We start from the raw sequence: 16,678 nt of genomic DNA, 5'->3' as shown, positions 1-16,678 counted from the left end.
AATGATTTCTTAATTGGCAAAAAGAAATATAAGACAAAAATAATCATATTAATTTATCACAACAAAGTATATGCTTTAATAAAACCTAAAAGTTGATTTATTTGATTATTCAATAAGTCATTATTATTTGGGCAATATCCAATATCAAATATGTTAAAATAAAAATGGGTGATAATATGAAAACAATAATAGTGTCGGGATTTTTGGGTTCAGGCAAGACAACTTTTATCAATCACATTTTGGGTTTTTCCAAAAATACTTTGGTATTGGAAAATGAATTTGGAGATGTGAGTATTGATTCAATGTTGATTAAAAACGACGATATAATTGAAATCAATTCGGGATGTATTTGTTGTGGGTTGAAGAGCGATTTTAAGGAAATTATTCACAAAATCGACAAAGACCAATTTGAATACATCATAATTGAGCCGACAGGTGTTGCAAAGCTAACGGATATATTGGAAGTTTTGAAAGACGAAGAAAATTTGCAAATCCAAAAATGTGTGACAATTGTCGATTGTGACAGCTACATTTGTTTTCACGATGATTTCGGAGAATTTTTCAATGATCAAATCAAAAATGCTGATATAATATACATAACGAACATTGAAAACTTGTAAGAACAAAAAATCGAAGAAGTGAAGAAGTCAATCGAACAATTTAACAAGCATGCAATTATTCATAAGGAAGATTTCAGAAAGATAAATCCAGCAGATATTGTAAGTGAATTTTATGATAATAAAAAGCAAGACAAACACGAATGTTGTTGTCACGGCGACGGTCACAAATGCTGTGGCAAATACCATCATCATGACCACGACAAGCATTCTCACGAGGATTCTAAGTTTAAGACCAATGTTCAAAAGAAATTGAAATTCAATTCAAAAGAAGATTTGGAAAAATTTTTGGATTCAAAAAGTATCGTGAGAGCGAAGGGAAATGTAGAGATTGCAGATAAGAAAGTTTTCGTTAGCAAAACTTTGAGTGGATTAGAAGTATCAGATTCGTTATCTGATAGCGATGATTTTGTAATAATCGAGGTGAATAATGAGTAAAGTTGGAACTTATGACTGTATTGTAATGGAAACTACACCCATCACTGATCCGGGATTATTTGAAGATGCGGACTGTTTGGTAGAACATTTCAAGGATAAGGACTATGCGAGTATTCCGATGTCTTCTACATTAGAATCAGAAGCTATGGGTGCTGTCGCAGAACTTGGAAAAGTCAGCAAGTACAAGTACGATAATGTGGATGATATTGTGATTGATTTTGATTACAATCAAAAACATGTTAAGGCTTTGTTTGAAGCAATTGACAAAATGAAAGATGAGAAGAGAATTATCGTTGAGGTTGCAGGTCCATTGGTTATATTAGATAACTTAGCAAGCTCTGAGGTGGTTTTCAGATCTTTTAGGAAAAAACACGATAAAATCGTTGAACTTTACGATGAAATCAGAAAAGCTTTGGTGGAATATATCGAAAAATTGGTTGACAGTGGAATACAATTGATTAGTTTTTCCGATAGTTTGGCGGGTGCTGATATTATTGGTCCTAAGCAAATGCAGTTATATGTGGACGAGTTATTGATGAAATTTTTGGAAGATATTCAAAATATCGACAAGCCATTTAATTTTCACTTATGTCCAAAATCAACTATGGCGTTGATAAGCTTGGATAAAGCAGAATTTAAACCTATTGAAAATGACGAAGAACAAAGATACGTAGACTTTTTGTTTGAAGGAGAACACAAGATTTTCGGAGACAGATGTATGAATTTGTCAGATAAGAAATTTAAGAAGATAAATGAGATTTTAATTAGGGGGTAGTATGAATACACAACAAGAATATTTAGATAAAATGGCAGAAATGGTAGTAGAAATGGAAGATGAAGACATCGCTGAGGTGTGCCAAGAATATATAGACAAGGGATTTGATGCTAAACAAGGTATCTTCGACGGACTTATCAAAGGTATGCAACAAGCAAGTAAGCTTTTTGATGAAGAAGAATATTTTATCACAGATATTTTGCTTTGCAGTGATGCAATGTATGCTGGTTTGGACGTTTTACAAAAATATGTAGAAATGAATGACGACGACATACTTGGAGTTGGGGTTATCGGAGTTGTTGAAGGAGATACTCACGATATCGGAAAAAACTTGGTAAAATTGATGATGCAAACTGCAGGATTTAAGATGATTGATTTGGGTCGTGATGTTAAATTACAAAACTTCATCGATGCAGCAGTCGAAAACGATGCTGATTTGATTTGTATGTCAACTTTAATGACAACTACAATGGACAACATGGGCAAAGTTATCGAAATGTTGAAAGAACAAGGTCTTAGAGACAGATTCAAAGTTATGATCGGTGGAGGACCTATATCTCAAGCTTTTGCTGATAAAATCGGCGCAGATTCTTACACTGAAAATGCTGTAGAAGCTGTGGAAGCTGCTAAGAAATTAGTTGGAAAAGATCAGTAGGATAGAAATGATTAACGAAAAAGATAGATTGAAGAATGCTTTAAATCATATTTTCATCGACAGAATTCCTGTGATTTGTCCGGGTGGAATGATGAATATGATATCCAAAGAGCTAATGGAATTGAAAGATATCTATCTTCCAGAAGCTCACTTGGATGCCAGGAAAATGGCTGATTTGGCAAAAGCTATCTACGATGAGAAAATTTTTGAGAATATCGGAGTTCCATTCTGCATGACGATTGAAGCTGAAGATATGGGTTCTGTTGTCGATTTTGGAAATGAAATTTATGAACCACACGTTATTGAATACGCATTCGATAACATTAAAGATTGGGAAAAGATAAAAGATTTCAAGAAGGAAGATTCCAGAAGTGATATCGTGATTGAGGCTATTAAAATCTTGAAGGACGAAGAAAAAAACGCACCAATTATCGGAAACATAACAGGACCTGTTAGCACTGCATCATCAATAATGGATTCTGTAAAATACTACAAGGCTCTTAGAAAAGACCCACAAAGAGTTCACGAATTTATGGATTATGTGACAGATCATTTAATAGAATTTGCGAATAGACAAATAGACGCAGGAGCAGATGTTATCGCAGTTTCAGATCCTTCTGGTACTGGTGAAATTATGGGACCTAAATTCTTCAAAGAATTCACTGTACAATATTTGAATAAGTTTTTGGATGGAATCAAAGACGTTCCAAAAATTGTTCACATATGTGGAAGAATGACTCCTGTACTTGATTTGTGCAACGACATTCACTCTGATTGTTTGAGCTTCGACTCTATAGTATCTTTGAAAGATGCGAAGAAAGTTTTGAAGCATCACGTGTTGATGGGCAATGTGTCGACTTATGCGCTTGAATACTCAGACAGTGAAAAGATCCAAAAATTGGCAAAAATATCAGTAAACAACGGATCAAATATTCTATCTCCAGCTTGTGGAATAGGTATGAGATCACCACTTGAAAATTTGAAATCAATAATAACAGCATCGAAGAATTACGATTATGAAGATAAGAATAAATAATTTAAACAGAACAATTGAATTAGAAGACGACAAAAGCTACAATTTGATGAATGCTTTGCTTGAACATGACGTCTACATCGACAACTCATGCAATGGTAAGCTAACTTGTGGTAAGTGCAAGATTAAAATCATAGAAGGAAATGTCAATGAAATCACTGATACCGAAAAAAGACTTCTTAAAAAAGAAGAAATCGAAAATGGTATTAGGCTTTCTTGTGCAGTTACAATGAGTGGCGATGTCATCGTTGAAACTTTGAGCGAAAACAGCTCCATTGATGTGCTCGATTCAGGGGACATGCCAGAGTTTGAAAAACAATTCAGGGACGGCTACGGGATTTGTGTGGACATTGGTACTACAACTGTGTGCATGAATTTGGTAGATTTGAAAACTGGAGACATCATCGCAAAAAACTCCGCACTTAATGCCCAAACAAAGTACGGATTGGATGTTCTTACGAGAATTACGTTTGAGTTTGAAAATGAAAATGCAGCGAAAATTCTCCAACACAGCATTGTAAGTTCTATGAATAAACTTATTGATAAAATGATTGTCGAATCAAAAATCGACAGAAAAGACATCAAAGAAGTTGATATTGCGGCGAACACTACGATGGTTCACATGCTTTTGGGAGTGGATGCAAGAAGCTTGGGGAAATTCCCGTACAAACCAGTGTTCACTGAAGCAAAGAGTGTGATGTGCGAAGATATTGGACTGAATTTGGACGCAAAATTGTACACTTTACCAAATGTTTCAGCGTATATCGGAGCAGATATTGTAGCAGGTGCTTATGTTACTGATATGAGAAACAGAGAAAACACACTGTTTATAGATATCGGTACAAACGGTGAGATAGTTTTGAAGACTAATGACAAATTGTATTGTTGTTCTTGTGCAGCTGGTCCTGCACTCGAAGGTATGAATATAAAATGTGGAATGAGAGCAGAACAAGGAGCCATCGAAGATGTTGTAATTGATGGGTCAAACGTAAAATTACAAACTATCGGAGACAAACCTGCAAAAGGGATTTGTGGTAGTGGTATTCTTTCTGTAATCAGCGAAATTGTTAGAAATAAAATCGTCAACAAAAGAGGAAGGATAATCGACCCAAACTCTGTCGATGATTTTAGAAAAGATTTGGTAAGAATTGTAGACGATAAAAGAGAGTTCATGATGACTGATGAACTTGTTATCACGCAATCTGACATCAGACAAGTGCAACTTGCAAAAGGAGCGATACTTTCTGGTTTTATAAAACTTTTGGATGAAGAGGGATTGGATATTTCTGATTTGAACGAATGCATCGTAGCAGGTCAATTTGGAAGTCATTTGAAACCATCGTCAATCGTAGGTGTGGGCATTCTACCTTACGAAATTGAATCCAAAATAAGTTATGTAGGTAATTCATCTTTAATAGGAGCGTACATGTGTTTAATGAATGATAAAATAAAAGAAGAAATGTCCACTCTTGCTGAAGATATGAATTATATAGAATTATCAATGACAAAGGACTATGAAAAAATATTCGCTAAGGCGATGGAATTTCCAAAGGAGAGATGATTATGAAGAAAAAATTATTGGTATTGATGATGCTTGTGTTCTCATTGACAGCTTGTAACGCTGACAAAGATAAGGCCCAAGAGCCACAAAAAACAGAACAAACACAAGAACAAGCAAAAACAGATGAAAACAAAACAGAAGAAAAAGCATCTGAGAGTGAAGCTACTAAGGTTTCAATTGTTGTTATGGATGAAGTTAACAACAAGGAAATCTTAAAAGAAGATGCAGAAATTAAAAAAGATGAAAACTTGCAATCTTACCTTGAAAAAAATCACAAAGCAGTTTTTGAAAAAGGTATGATGACTGAATTGGAAGGTGTAAAACAAGATCCAGCTAAGAAACAATACTGGATGTACTATGTTAACGACAAGATGGCAGAAGTAGGAATCGGCGATTACAAAGTTAACGAAAACGACAAGATAGAATTCAAATTTCAAGAAATGAAATAATGAAAACTAGTGATTTGACTAGAATTGCAATATTATCAGCAGTATGCATCCTGACAAGAATTTATTTGAATATAATTCCGAATGTAAAAATCTTGTCGGATGTCATACTGATACTTGCAATTGAAAAAAACCTAAAAGAGTCACTATTTGTAAATGCAGTCACGATGGTAGTCACAAGTTTTGTGCTTGGGTTTGGAATATGGGTTTTGTTCCAAGTGGTAGACTTTTTCATCTTGGCTGTATTTAACTATGCAATTTTTAATGTTTTTAAATTGAAAAAAACATTGGTAACGAAAACTATCGCATTGTCTGTGTCGGGATTTTTGTATGGACTTATAATCACGTTGATGGAATGCATGACTGTTATGGGAATGAATGTATTCATTGCAAGATACATGACATCAATTCCATTTGATATCAACCATATGATTGGAAATGCTGTAATATACATTTTTCTGATATACAAGTTAGAAGATTATATTACCGGCAAGAAAAAAATCATGAATTAAAATTAAAAAAAATATTTCATAGAGTTTAAATTGCAAACAGTATTAAACTTAGATGATATAACAACATCAAATTGATAATGGAGGGATTATTTATGAATTTAAGAAAAAAATTATTGGCTGGATTTTTATGTCTAGCGATAGTAGGATTAGCTGGCTGTTCACAAAAAGCAGACGATAAAAAAGAAGAATCTAACAAAACTGAAACAACTGAACAAGCTAAAACAGAAGAAAACAAAACAGAAGAAAAGAAAGCTGACGAAGTAAACGGTGTTTCTTTGGATAACCCAATCAAAGTTGACAAAGAAGCTAAGAAAATTACAGTATTATCTTCAGTTAACGGAAAATACTTCACAGAAAACACAAGACATGCTTCTGTAAATACTGACGGTAGTAACGGAGCAAAATCAGTTCTTACTGCTTATGCTACTCCAGAAGATTTCTACAACGCATTAATCGAAATTGGTGCAAAACCTGGTGAAAATATGACTCCAGATAATGCAGCTGAAACTCACGTTGAAGGATCTAAAATAGGTGCTACTGTAACTTGGGAAGGCGCTGGAAAAGATTATGACATTAACGAAGTAATCACAGATAGCAATGGAAAGAAAATTGATTTTAGATTTGGTGGAAACTTAGAAAGAGCAAAAAACAAAAAAACAGGTTGCCTAACTTGCTTGGACTCTTGTCCAGTAGGAATTATTTCTAATACAACTTACACTAATGGAGCTGTAGAAAAGAGAAACGAAGTTAAATTTACTGGTAACCCTGATGTACTTCCAGAAGATGGAACTTATGTAGCTGTAACTTATACTCTAGAAGATTAATAGAGGTATCAAGTGAAAAAGTTAAGGGCGATATTTTATTATTTAACTACGGGCGTAGCCATCGGGGTTTTATGTTGTTTACTTTTGTTATTCAACGTAAATTTTGAGATGATGGTTAGCCAGCAGCTAGTAATGTTTATCTTTACGGCTTTTGGATTGATACTAGGAATTGCTTATACAAATATCAACAGATATGTATTCTTTGCTTTGGAAGCGACGATATTCTTAATTGCACTAATAGGTGGGAAAACTCAAAGTCTTATCTACATTGTAAAAGAGTTTATAATGTATCATGGACCAGTTAAGAATATTCTCGTTCCTACAATCGCAGTTATCGTAATTGTTAACTTAATCAACCTCTATATAGTTTTTACTCAGAAGAAATATCAAAAGTATTATAGTAGAGAAGAACGTAAAGCTATGAGAGAAGAAGAAGTTAAACTTAGCGATTTAAGAGAAGAAAAAACACCTGAAGAAATAGCTGAACTTAAACACAAGAGAAAAATCCAAAGAATTATCGCTTTAATTATTCTTGGAGTGTTGTTGGGATTATATTTCTTTGTACCTTCAGTTAAAGCTAAAACTAATGAGGCTTTCTCTACGATTTCAAAATTAGATACTGATGTAGTTGTAGCATATTTGAGATCTTACGGAAAACAAGCAGCAGTTGTATCATTTATTTTGATGGTTCTTCAATCAATTGCGGCCCCTATTCCAGCATTCTTGATTACTTTATCAAATGCTGCAATATTTGGATGGGTTAAGGGAGCTATGCTTTCTTGGTCATCAGCGATGGCAGGAGCTGCACTTTGCTTTTTCTTAGCGAGAGCTTTAGGAAGAGATGCTGTTGAAAGACTAACAAGCAAAGGTGCTATGGAAAGTGTTGACGTATTTTTTGAAAGATACGGAAAATATGCAATATTAATTTGCAGACTTTTACCATTTGTTTCATTCGACTTTGTAAGTTATGGTGCAGGTCTTACTAACATGGGATTCTGGTCATTTTTCATAGCGACTGGAATTGGTCAATTACCTGCAACAATTGTTTATTCATACGTTGGAGGAACATTGACTGGTGGAGCGCAAAAACTTTTCTTGGGTCTTTTGACATTGTTTGCATTATCAATCATGATTGGTATAGCTAAGAAAGTTTACAACGACAAACAAAAGAAAAAGGGCGGAAAAGTAGTAGAATAGAATTATAATCATAGGTCATTGATGTGGCCTATGATTTTTTTGCAAAATTTTATTTGTAAAAATATTACGCTTTATTTTGATAATGGGATAAATAAATTTGACAATAAAACTTTTTAGAATTAAAATTTAATTATGAAATCATTTTCTATAAAGATATAGAAATACATAGGAGGATATTTTGAATAAGAAATTTAAGGACGTCATTATCGTAGGATTTGCGTTATTTGCAATATTCTTTGGCGCAGGAAACCTTATTTTTCCACCTTATTTAGGTGTGCTTTCGGGAACTGAGTACAAAAAGGCAATGCTAGGATTTTTGTTGACAGACCCTGTACTACCTATACTTGGGGTAATCATCACCGCTAAGCTAGGTGGAGGAGCAGAAGATCTTGGAAAAAGAGTTGGGAATAAATTTGCTAAGATTCTTGGAACCGTTACCATATTGACCATTGGACCTCTTTTTGCAATTCCTAGAACTGCAGCGACAACTCACGAAGTTTTCGTGTCTAAAGTTTTTCCGGGAACTCCAGAATGGGTAACAGCGTTAATATTTTTCATGTTAACGGCGATTTTCGTATTCAACGAAACAGGTGTTATCGATAAAATCGGTAAGTATTTGACGCCTGGATTGGTAATTATTTTATTAGTTATTATAGGTAAGTGTATCGTAGATCCTATTGGTGTTATGAATATTGCAACCGAAAATCAGATATTTTTGAAAGGATTTGCAGAAGGATATCAAACCATGGATGCTCTTGGAGCAGCGCTTATGACAGGGATTGTAGTTTCTGATTTGAAAAGAAAGGGATATGTAAACGATGAAGAAAGACTAAAATTAGTTAAGTGGGTCGGACTTGTGGCATTTGTTTTATTGGCGATTATTTACGGTGGATTGATTTATGTTGGAGCGACTGCATCCAAGATTTACACAGTTCAAAACACAAGAGTAGACATACTACTTGGAACGGTTCAAAATATTTTAGGTTCAGCTGGGAAAATAGCCATAGGAATTGCGGTGTCATTGGCATGTTTGACTACTTCTGTTGGGCTCAGTGCGATTGCCGGAGATTTCTTCTCGAATATTACAAAAGACAAATTGGGATACAAACCAATTGTTTTGGCAACAGTTGTGATTTCTGGTGTGCTTTCACTTGTTGGGGTTGAAGCGCTTATTAAAGCAGCAGTTCCAATACTGTCGACAGTTTATCCTATAATTATGGTACTTATATTTTTAGGAATTTTCGAAAAATATATAAAATACGATTTGATATACACAGGGGCAGTGCTTGCGACATTTGTTGTGAGTTTCGTGGAAGTTTTGAATCAAAATTTTAAAATTTTACAAGGTTTTACAGATGCAATCAAAACTCTTCCTCTAAGTTCTGTTGGATTTGAGTGGCTGTTGCCAGCGATTGTTATGGGGGCAGTGTTTGGAGTAATTGCTTATATCCAAGATAAAAAGAAATTAGCATAGACGAAAAAATTCAGCATAAAGTTTTTCTTTGTGCTGACTTTTTTGGCAAATTTAAGGAATTTAGTGGTTTTATAATTAATTTTGCACTTTGTTTACAAACTTTTTACACAATAATGATTGATTAATTATATAATAAAGATAGAAATAAAATTTATGGAGGATTTTATGGAAAACCTTATTGAGGTCAGAGGTCTTGTAAAAAAATACAAGGAACTTACTGCGGTCGACAATTTGGATTTGGACGTGAAAAAAGGAGAAATTCTGGGACTACTTGGTCCAAACGGTAGTGGGAAATCTACAACTATCAATTGCATGTTGTCGCTTTTGAAAAAGGATTCTGGAAGTGTGAAGATTTTCGGAAAAGAAATGTCTGCTGATGCTTATGATATCAAAAAAAGAATTGGCGTGGTGTTTCAAGATGTGGCAGTGTATGATGAGTTGACTGTCTACGAAAACATCGACTATTTCTGTGGATTATACATACAAGACAAATCTGAAAGAAGTAAGCTTGTGAAAAGGGCGTTGGATTTGGTAAGTCTGAATGATTTTGTTAAGTTTAAACCGAAAAAATTATCGGGAGGTTTACTAAGAAGACTTAACATAGCTTGTGGAATTGCACATAAACCTGAGCTAATTATCCTAGATGAGCCGACTGTTGCTGTTGATCCGCAATCTAGAAATAGTATTTTGGAAGGCATAAAAAAACTAAACGAAGATGGCTCAACGATAATTTATACATCGCATTATATGGATGAAGTTGATTTCTTGTGTGATAATATCGTGATAATTGACAAGGGCAAAGTCATTGCAAAGGGCTCATCAGAACAACTCAAAAATATGATTGAAATGAACGAGAAGATAAGCTTCACATCGACAGAATTAAATGAAGATGTGATATCTCAAATCAAAACTCTTCCACACTTGATGAATTTTGAAAATAAGGACGGCAATGTTAAATTGAGTTTTTCTCATAGAGATGGGTATTTAATGAAGTTGATTAAACTTTTGGATGAAAAGAACATTAACTACAGTTCTTTGAATGTCGAAAAGCCAAGTCTTAACGATGTTTTCTTGGAATTAACGGGCAAAGATTTGAGGGATTGATATGTTTCTACATTCATTTAAAAATACTTTTAAGCTGCTTTTGAGACAGAAAGCGATGCTTTTTTGGGCGTTGTTGTTTCCGATTGTTCTGGGGATTTTCTTCAAACTCGCATTTGGAAATATCAATGAAAATAGTAAATTCAAAACCATTGATGTAGCTGTTAATGAAACTCTTATGCAAGATGAAAATTTCAAAAACTTCATGAATGAGATGGAAGATGAGAAATATTTCAAGGTTGTAGAATCAAAAAACGAAGATATATTGAATACTAACGAAGATGTAAAAGCGTACATTGATTCAATGGATAAAATCTACACAAAAAAATCTGGGATTTCTGAGACAATCGTCGAAACTATTATGAATTCATATTCACAAAAAGTATCCATGATAACTAAGATTATGCAGAAAAATCCGACGGCTGATATCGGAAAAATCTTAAATGTTGACGATCACATCAAAGACGTTTCAAGAAAAAACATGAATCCTGTGAATGTGTTTTTCTACACGCTTTTAGGGATGACGACGATTTACGGATACATGTGGGGGCTTTTCGTTAGCTTCCAATACGAAGCAAACTTGTCTACAAATGCGAAACGTAACGCAGTTTCTCCAACTAAAAAAAGCGTCATGCTTTCTGCGTCAGTTCTAGTAAGCTGGATTATCAATTTCGCAATCACAGTATTATTTATCGCATATTTGAAATACGCACTTGGAGTTGGATTCGGAGATAGGATAGGAGCGTTGATAGGACTTGCAAGCATCTCATCTCTTTGTGGAGTTGCGTTTGGAATCTTAATAGGAGTGTCCAACAAAGCAAGTCTTGACACAAAAATCGGAATGGGAATCGCGATAACTATGCTGATGTCATTTTTAGCGGGAATGATGGTTCCAGAAATAAAAGTAATCATCGCAGAGAAACTTCCTGTTATCAACAAAATCAATCCTGTTGCTGTAGTTACAGATGCGGTGTATTCGTTATATTATTACGATTCATTGACACGATTTAACAAAGACGTTATTAATCTTTTGATAATCACAGTTGTATTTGTCGTAGCGTCACTATTTTTCATGAGAGGTAAAGAGTATGAGAGTCTTTAAGAATTATTTTAAAATCACATGGGCACACAAAACTCCTATACTTTTGTACACTATAATTTTCTTCGTGTTGATGAGCTTTGCTATGAAGAATACTACACAAACTTCGTACAAACCAGTTGATGTAAATATTTATGTGCAAGACAAAGCGAATACCAAACTGTCCAAATCTCTGTACGATTATTTGGACAGGAACGCCAAGATAAAAACGATGGATGAAACAATCGTAGACGACAAACTTTTCTACGATATTATCAACGCAGCTGTAATAATTCCAGAGGATTTTGACATAACAAAACAAGTTTTATACAAAGTCGCTCCTAATAATGCTTATGCGATGGATATCAAAGAAAAGATAAATATTTATCTAAGCCAAGTTAGTTACTACGAAAAAAGTGGATTTACTGAAAATGAGGCTATAAAAAACGCGAATGATGATTTAGACAAAAAAATAGATGTTAGCATTAAAGAGGGAAGTGTAAATTCCAAAAAAGATAAATCTAAATTCTACTTTAACTTTTTAAACTACTTACTACTTGCGCAAGTGATATTAGTCGTTTCTAACATCGCTTTGGTCTACAAAAAACAGCCAATTCTTATGAGAAATAACGTGTCACCATGTCCAAGAACTAGAATTAATATGGAGTTGATGCTTGGTCACATCGTCACAGGACTTGTGTTTTGGTTAATTTACATGATACTATTCTGCGTTTTGTACAAATACGATTTTACGAAGACTCACATCAATCTTATGATGCTTAATTCGTTTGTATTTACGATATCTGTGGTGTCGATGGCAGTGATGATATCAAGTGTAATCAAAAATTCTAACACAGTTCAAGGAGTAATGAACATCGTTTCACTTGGATCATCATTTTTGTGTGGGGCATTTGTTCCACAAGAATTACTAGGGAAAACTGCTCTTACAATAGGTAGAATTTTCCCAGGATTTTACTATATTAAAAACAATGAAATTTTAGAAGAATTTCCTGAAATTTCAAAAATATTGCCGAATCTTTTGATAATATTAGGATTTAGTATAGTATTTATAGTGATTTCTGTTTTGGCAAAACCAAAAGGTAACGATAATATCAACAAATAAAAATAAGGCTATGAGTTGTGTGCTCATAGCCTTTACTTTTGAGAAAAATTATTTTGTAATTAAATATACTAATACTGATGCGATTGTAGTCGTCAAACCTACGGCTGCTTCGTAAGGAATGATTTTCAATCTGTCAGCGATAGACATTTTGACAGATCCACCAGTTGCATGGAAGAATGATCCGTGAGGAAGTGAGTCGATAACTGTAGCACCTGCATGAACCATAGCACCAGCATTTAGTGCAGTTACATTTGCATCGATTAATGATTTGGCGAATGTTTGAGATGCTATTGTACTTCCAGCAGTTGTACTTGCTGTTGCACCTCCCATTAAAATACCCGCTACTGGAGCAAGGATAAATGCAGGAAGATTAAATGCAGTAATCAAATTAATCATATCAGTTTGTAGTGTTGAATTTTTGATAATTCCTGCTATTGTTCCTGTACCGATTAAAAGTGCACAAACTCCGATTATTTTTGAGAAACCGTAGTTGACATATTCTTTGGTATTCTTAGTTTCTTTTGTAGCTAATAAGCACACAAATCCTCCCAAAGGAAGTGCGATCAACGGGTCGATTGTGATTTTGGCAAGTGGTCTAAGTGCCAATAAAACAATTACAGTAACAGGACCTATAATTGATGCGAAGAAACTTGGCAAGTTTGTTCTTTCAGAAGATTCCAAATCACTTGAATCTATGACATCAGTTTTTTTCTTTGCTAAAGCCATTGCAATAATAATCGTTACGATTAATGCGCAAATTGCAGGAATGATATTCACATACATCAAAGATGTAAGATTTAGTTTGAATCCTTCAGCAGTTGCAATAGTGTTTGGGTTAGGGCTGATTACATTACCAGCTTTTCCTCCACCAATCATAGCCAATAAAATGCTGGATTTGGAAAGATTTGATTTCTTACCAACTGCAAGGGCGATAGGTGCACAAGTGATAACTGAAATGTCAATGAATACACCGACAGCACAGATAATCATCGTAGAAATCGCAATAGCAATCAAAGCCTTTTGTTCGCCTAATTTTTTGATAATCGTGTCTGCGATTTTTTCTGCAGCGCCTGTTTTAACCAAACAGCCTGCCAAAATACCACTTGTCATAATTCTTAGAACTGAACTCATCATTGATTCAGAACCTTTTACCATGGCAGACACAGTTCCCACAAGTCCGCCTCCACCGATAAGTCCACCAACCAAAGCACCTATGATAAGTGCGTAAGTTGCGTGGAAGTTTTTGATGATTAGAAAAATTGATAACGCTAAGCCAATCAATGCTCCAATCGTTGAAAATGTTACTTTGTCCATACTACCTCCATAAATTTATTAATTTCATTATTTGGTCAACACTTCTGTACAAGTTTTCTTCTGAAACTTTTTTATCCATAGCTTCATTTGTTTGCATACATTTATTTAGAATAGGGAAGAAAGCATCGATTCCTCTATCGTTAACAGAGACTGCATCGTTATCGCAAACGCCGCAAAAAGCGATGACTTTTTTGTTGTATTTCTTTGCGAGCTTTGCAATTCCAACAGGAGTTTTTCCCATGGAAGTTTGGAAATCCATCTTGCCTTCGCCAGTGATAATCAAATCAGAATTTTTGATTAACTCATCTGCACCAAGCATTTCTAGAATAATTTCAATTCCTGGTTTTAATTCTGCATTCAAATAATTTTTGAAGGCATATCCCAAACCACCAGCAGCACCAGCTCCCTCAATCGTATCATTTGCATCAGGAATAACTTTTTTTGTAACTTCGTGATATTTGCCCAAAAGTTTATCCAATTCTTCGACTTGTTTTGGACTTGCGCCTTTTTGTGGTGCAAATACTCTTGCCGATCCACGTTGTCCACACAATGGATTATCGACATCACAAGCTATTTGGAATGTGCATTCCTTAAGTCTTTCATCGAAATTTTCCAAATCAATTGTTTCCAAATCTATAATTCCTATTGGACCGTTTGAGATTTCGATTCCATTTTTGTCAAAAAATCGCGCTCCCAAACTTCTTAGCATTCCCATGCCGCCATCTGTAGTTGCAGAGCCGCCAATACCAATGATAAATTCTCTGATATTTTTATCCAAAGCGTCATTGATCATATCTCCAACTCCGAAAGTCGTAGCATTCATTGGATCCAGGTTATCTTTTATAAGTGTAAGTCCGCTGGATTCACTCATTTCCATAATTGCAAGTTTATCATCTACTATCAAATATCTAGCTGTGTGATGTTCCATCAAAGGATTATGTACATCGACTTCAACTATTTTAGCGTTTTTAATATCCTTTAATGAATCAATAGTTCCTTCTCCACCGTCAGCAACAGGTTTTACGATTACTTTGTTTGAAGGATTTTTTTCACAAGCTTTTTTTATGATTTCTCCTGCTTCCAAAGAACTCAAACTGCCTTTAAAAGAGTCTATCAATACTAATATATTCATAACAACCTCCTATCTCAATTTTATAACAAACGATTGCACAAATGTATGTTTTATGTAATAATAATGTTAAATGAACAAATAAATTTATTATTATGGAGAACAAATGAGAATTTCTGATCACACTGCAAAAATGATAGTCGAAAAATTAAAAGATGTTATTGATTACGATTTGAACTTTTTTGACCAAGAAGGATATATTATTTATTCTACAAATTCAAATAGAATGGGCACTTATCACGAAGCTGCGAAGGAATGCGTAAAGCAAAACAAAACCATTTTTGTTGATAATGAAAAAGAATACGTTGGAGCAAAGAAGGGGATTAATATCCCAGTTACAATCGACGGAGAAATCATAGCCGTTATCGGCATCACTGGAAACAAAGATGAAGTGATGAAATACGGTAATATCATCAAAAAAATGACCGAAATACTTGTCAAAGAACAACTCGTTGAGAAAAACAGATTGAAGAAAAAAGACATGAACAAGTATCTGTTTGAAAGTTTGATAAATGAATTAGATGATTATAGTTTGTACAGGTATTTGGAAAGTGAAGATGAAAAATACGTAATAGTCGGCAAAAACTCTGATAACAGATTTTTGTTGAAAGACTCCGATAAAATTTACAAAATCTTGGAGAATAATCTATCCAATAATTTCGTATACAGCGTTTTTTACGGAGAAATTGTAATTCTTTCAAACAACGTAGATAAGATTATCATAAAGAAAAAACTGGAAAAAATTAGAAACCAAATTCACGATGCAATAGATAGTAGGGTGTATTTTGGCATCAGCGGGTCATTCAAAATGATTAGCCAATTTAAGAAAAACTATGACAATTGCATGGTTGCGTTGGATTGGTTGGATAATTTGCAAAGAAGAGACTGCGTTGTGGATTATTCCACATTGGATTTGGGAATTTTGCTTGGAAGTATCAAAAAAGACAGAATCAAAAAATTCAAGCAAGTCGTATTGAAAGATATTTCCGACGAAGATTACAATATTTACAAAGATTTGATAAAAATTTATGCGACAAATAATCAAAGCATAACAAAATGCGCTGAGGATTTGTTTGTACACAAAAATACCGTTCAGTACAGACTGAATAAACTCAGGGATATTACAGGCCTTGACCCTAGAAATGTAGAAGATTTTATCAGGTTGTATTTGGCTTTTATATTGAATTAGAAAATGTAGTAAAAAGTAGCAAAACCATCACGCACGAATATCTAGACTACAAAAATATGTATAGGTAGTTTTAAGACAATAAAACACAAAAACTCGTAAACCACTTATCTGTCTACAAATATTGCTAAAGATAGCTTCAAGATATATGAAAATAGACACCGATACGAACGAATATCTAGACTACGCAAATAAATAAATTCTAAGCTTGTGAA

Annotated in this window: 17 protein-coding genes; 15 read left to right on the top strand and 2 right to left on the bottom strand. The window is 34.2% G+C overall.

The genetic code is table 11. The features are described from left to right. The first annotated feature begins 176 nt into the window (after nt 1–176). The 14 genes from GKG00_RS08930 (at nt 177) to GKG00_RS01540 (ending at nt 12,834) form a co-directional block, all read left to right on the top strand. Nucleotides 177–620, top strand: coding sequence for a GTP-binding protein (locus GKG00_RS08930; protein ID WP_241673633.1), 444 nt, complete (start codon nt 177–179; stop codon nt 618–620). Nucleotides 621–638: 18 nt separating this feature from the next. Further along, nucleotides 639–1,055 (top strand): hypothetical protein, encoded by a 417-nt coding sequence (locus tag GKG00_RS08925; RefSeq protein WP_241673632.1) that lies wholly within the window; start codon nt 639–641, stop codon nt 1,053–1,055. Then, nucleotides 1,048–1,830 (top strand): uroporphyrinogen decarboxylase family protein, encoded by a 783-nt coding sequence (locus tag GKG00_RS01595; protein WP_154253933.1) that lies wholly within the window; start codon nt 1,048–1,050, stop codon nt 1,828–1,830. The genes GKG00_RS08925 and GKG00_RS01595 overlap by 8 nt, the downstream gene beginning before the upstream one ends. Nucleotide 1,831: 1 nt before the next feature. Beyond that, entirely contained in the window at nt 1,832–2,485 is a 654-nt protein-coding gene (locus GKG00_RS01590) for a corrinoid protein (RefSeq protein ID WP_154253932.1), read from the top strand. A 7-nt stretch (nt 2,486–2,492) separates the two neighbouring features. After that, nucleotides 2,493–3,521: an MtaA/CmuA family methyltransferase gene (locus GKG00_RS01585; protein ID WP_154253930.1), complete on the top strand. Its 1,029-nt coding sequence runs from the start codon at nt 2,493–2,495 to the stop codon at nt 3,519–3,521. After that, nucleotides 3,502–5,079, top strand: a complete 1,578-nt coding sequence (locus tag GKG00_RS01580; protein ID WP_154253929.1) for an ASKHA domain-containing protein — start codon at nt 3,502–3,504, stop codon at nt 5,077–5,079. Before GKG00_RS01585 ends, GKG00_RS01580 begins: the two co-directional genes overlap by 20 nt. 2 nt (nt 5,080–5,081) lie before the next feature. Next, entirely contained in the window at nt 5,082–5,528 is a 447-nt protein-coding gene (locus GKG00_RS01575; protein WP_225559912.1) for a DUF4430 domain-containing protein, read from the top strand. Beyond that, nucleotides 5,528–6,037, top strand: a complete 510-nt coding sequence (locus GKG00_RS01570) for a hypothetical protein (RefSeq protein ID WP_002835680.1) — start codon at nt 5,528–5,530, stop codon at nt 6,035–6,037. Before GKG00_RS01575 ends, GKG00_RS01570 begins: the two co-directional genes overlap by 1 nt. A gap of 92 nt (nt 6,038–6,129) precedes the next feature. Next, nucleotides 6,130–6,861, top strand: a complete 732-nt coding sequence (locus tag GKG00_RS01565) for a YdjY domain-containing protein (RefSeq protein WP_154253927.1) — start codon at nt 6,130–6,132, stop codon at nt 6,859–6,861. A gap of 12 nt (nt 6,862–6,873) precedes the next feature. Beyond that, nucleotides 6,874–8,058, top strand: coding sequence for a TVP38/TMEM64 family protein (locus GKG00_RS09085; RefSeq protein ID WP_346962822.1), 1,185 nt, complete (start codon nt 6,874–6,876; stop codon nt 8,056–8,058). A gap of 178 nt (nt 8,059–8,236) precedes the next feature. Then, nucleotides 8,237–9,532, top strand: coding sequence for a branched-chain amino acid transport system II carrier protein (brnQ, locus tag GKG00_RS01555; RefSeq protein WP_154253926.1), 1,296 nt, complete (start codon nt 8,237–8,239; stop codon nt 9,530–9,532). Between the two features lie 165 nt (nt 9,533–9,697). Beyond that, the gene (locus tag GKG00_RS01550) at nt 9,698–10,636 is read left to right on the top strand and encodes an ABC transporter ATP-binding protein (RefSeq protein ID WP_154253924.1); all 939 of its coding nucleotides are present in this window, start codon (nt 9,698–9,700) and stop codon (nt 10,634–10,636) included. Nucleotide 10,637: 1 nt separating this feature from the next. Beyond that, nucleotides 10,638–11,735 (top strand): ABC transporter permease, encoded by a 1,098-nt coding sequence (locus tag GKG00_RS01545; protein ID WP_154253923.1) that lies wholly within the window; start codon nt 10,638–10,640, stop codon nt 11,733–11,735. Then, entirely contained in the window at nt 11,722–12,834 is a 1,113-nt protein-coding gene (locus tag GKG00_RS01540; protein ID WP_154253921.1) for an ABC transporter permease, read from the top strand. The genes GKG00_RS01545 and GKG00_RS01540 overlap by 14 nt, the downstream gene beginning before the upstream one ends. A 48-nt stretch (nt 12,835–12,882) precedes the next feature. Here GKG00_RS01540 and GKG00_RS01535 read toward each other — a convergent pair whose 3' ends face one another. Together GKG00_RS01535 and GKG00_RS01530 are read right to left on the bottom strand one after the other, a co-directional pair. Further along, a complete protein-coding gene (locus GKG00_RS01535) occupies nt 12,883–14,148 on the bottom strand; it encodes a GntP family permease (RefSeq protein ID WP_154253920.1) in 1,266 nt (421 codons plus the stop codon). 1 nt (nt 14,149) lies between these two features. Next, nucleotides 14,150–15,280 (bottom strand): glycerate kinase, encoded by a 1,131-nt coding sequence (locus GKG00_RS01530; RefSeq protein ID WP_154253919.1) that lies wholly within the window; start codon nt 15,278–15,280, stop codon nt 14,150–14,152. 103 nt (nt 15,281–15,383) lie between these two features. On the opposite strand from GKG00_RS01530, the gene GKG00_RS01525 reads away from it, so the two are divergent. Next, complete coding sequence (locus GKG00_RS01525) at nt 15,384–16,466, top strand: sugar diacid recognition domain-containing protein (protein ID WP_154253917.1); 1,083 nt, start codon at nt 15,384–15,386, stop codon at nt 16,464–16,466. Nucleotides 16,467–16,678 lie beyond the last annotated feature (212 nt).

This window comes from Finegoldia sp. BIOML-A1 (assembly GCF_009678325.1).
Lineage (GTDB): Bacteria > Bacillota > Clostridia > Tissierellales > Peptoniphilaceae > Finegoldia > Finegoldia magna.
This window is presented reverse-complemented; position numbering and strand designations above follow the sequence as displayed.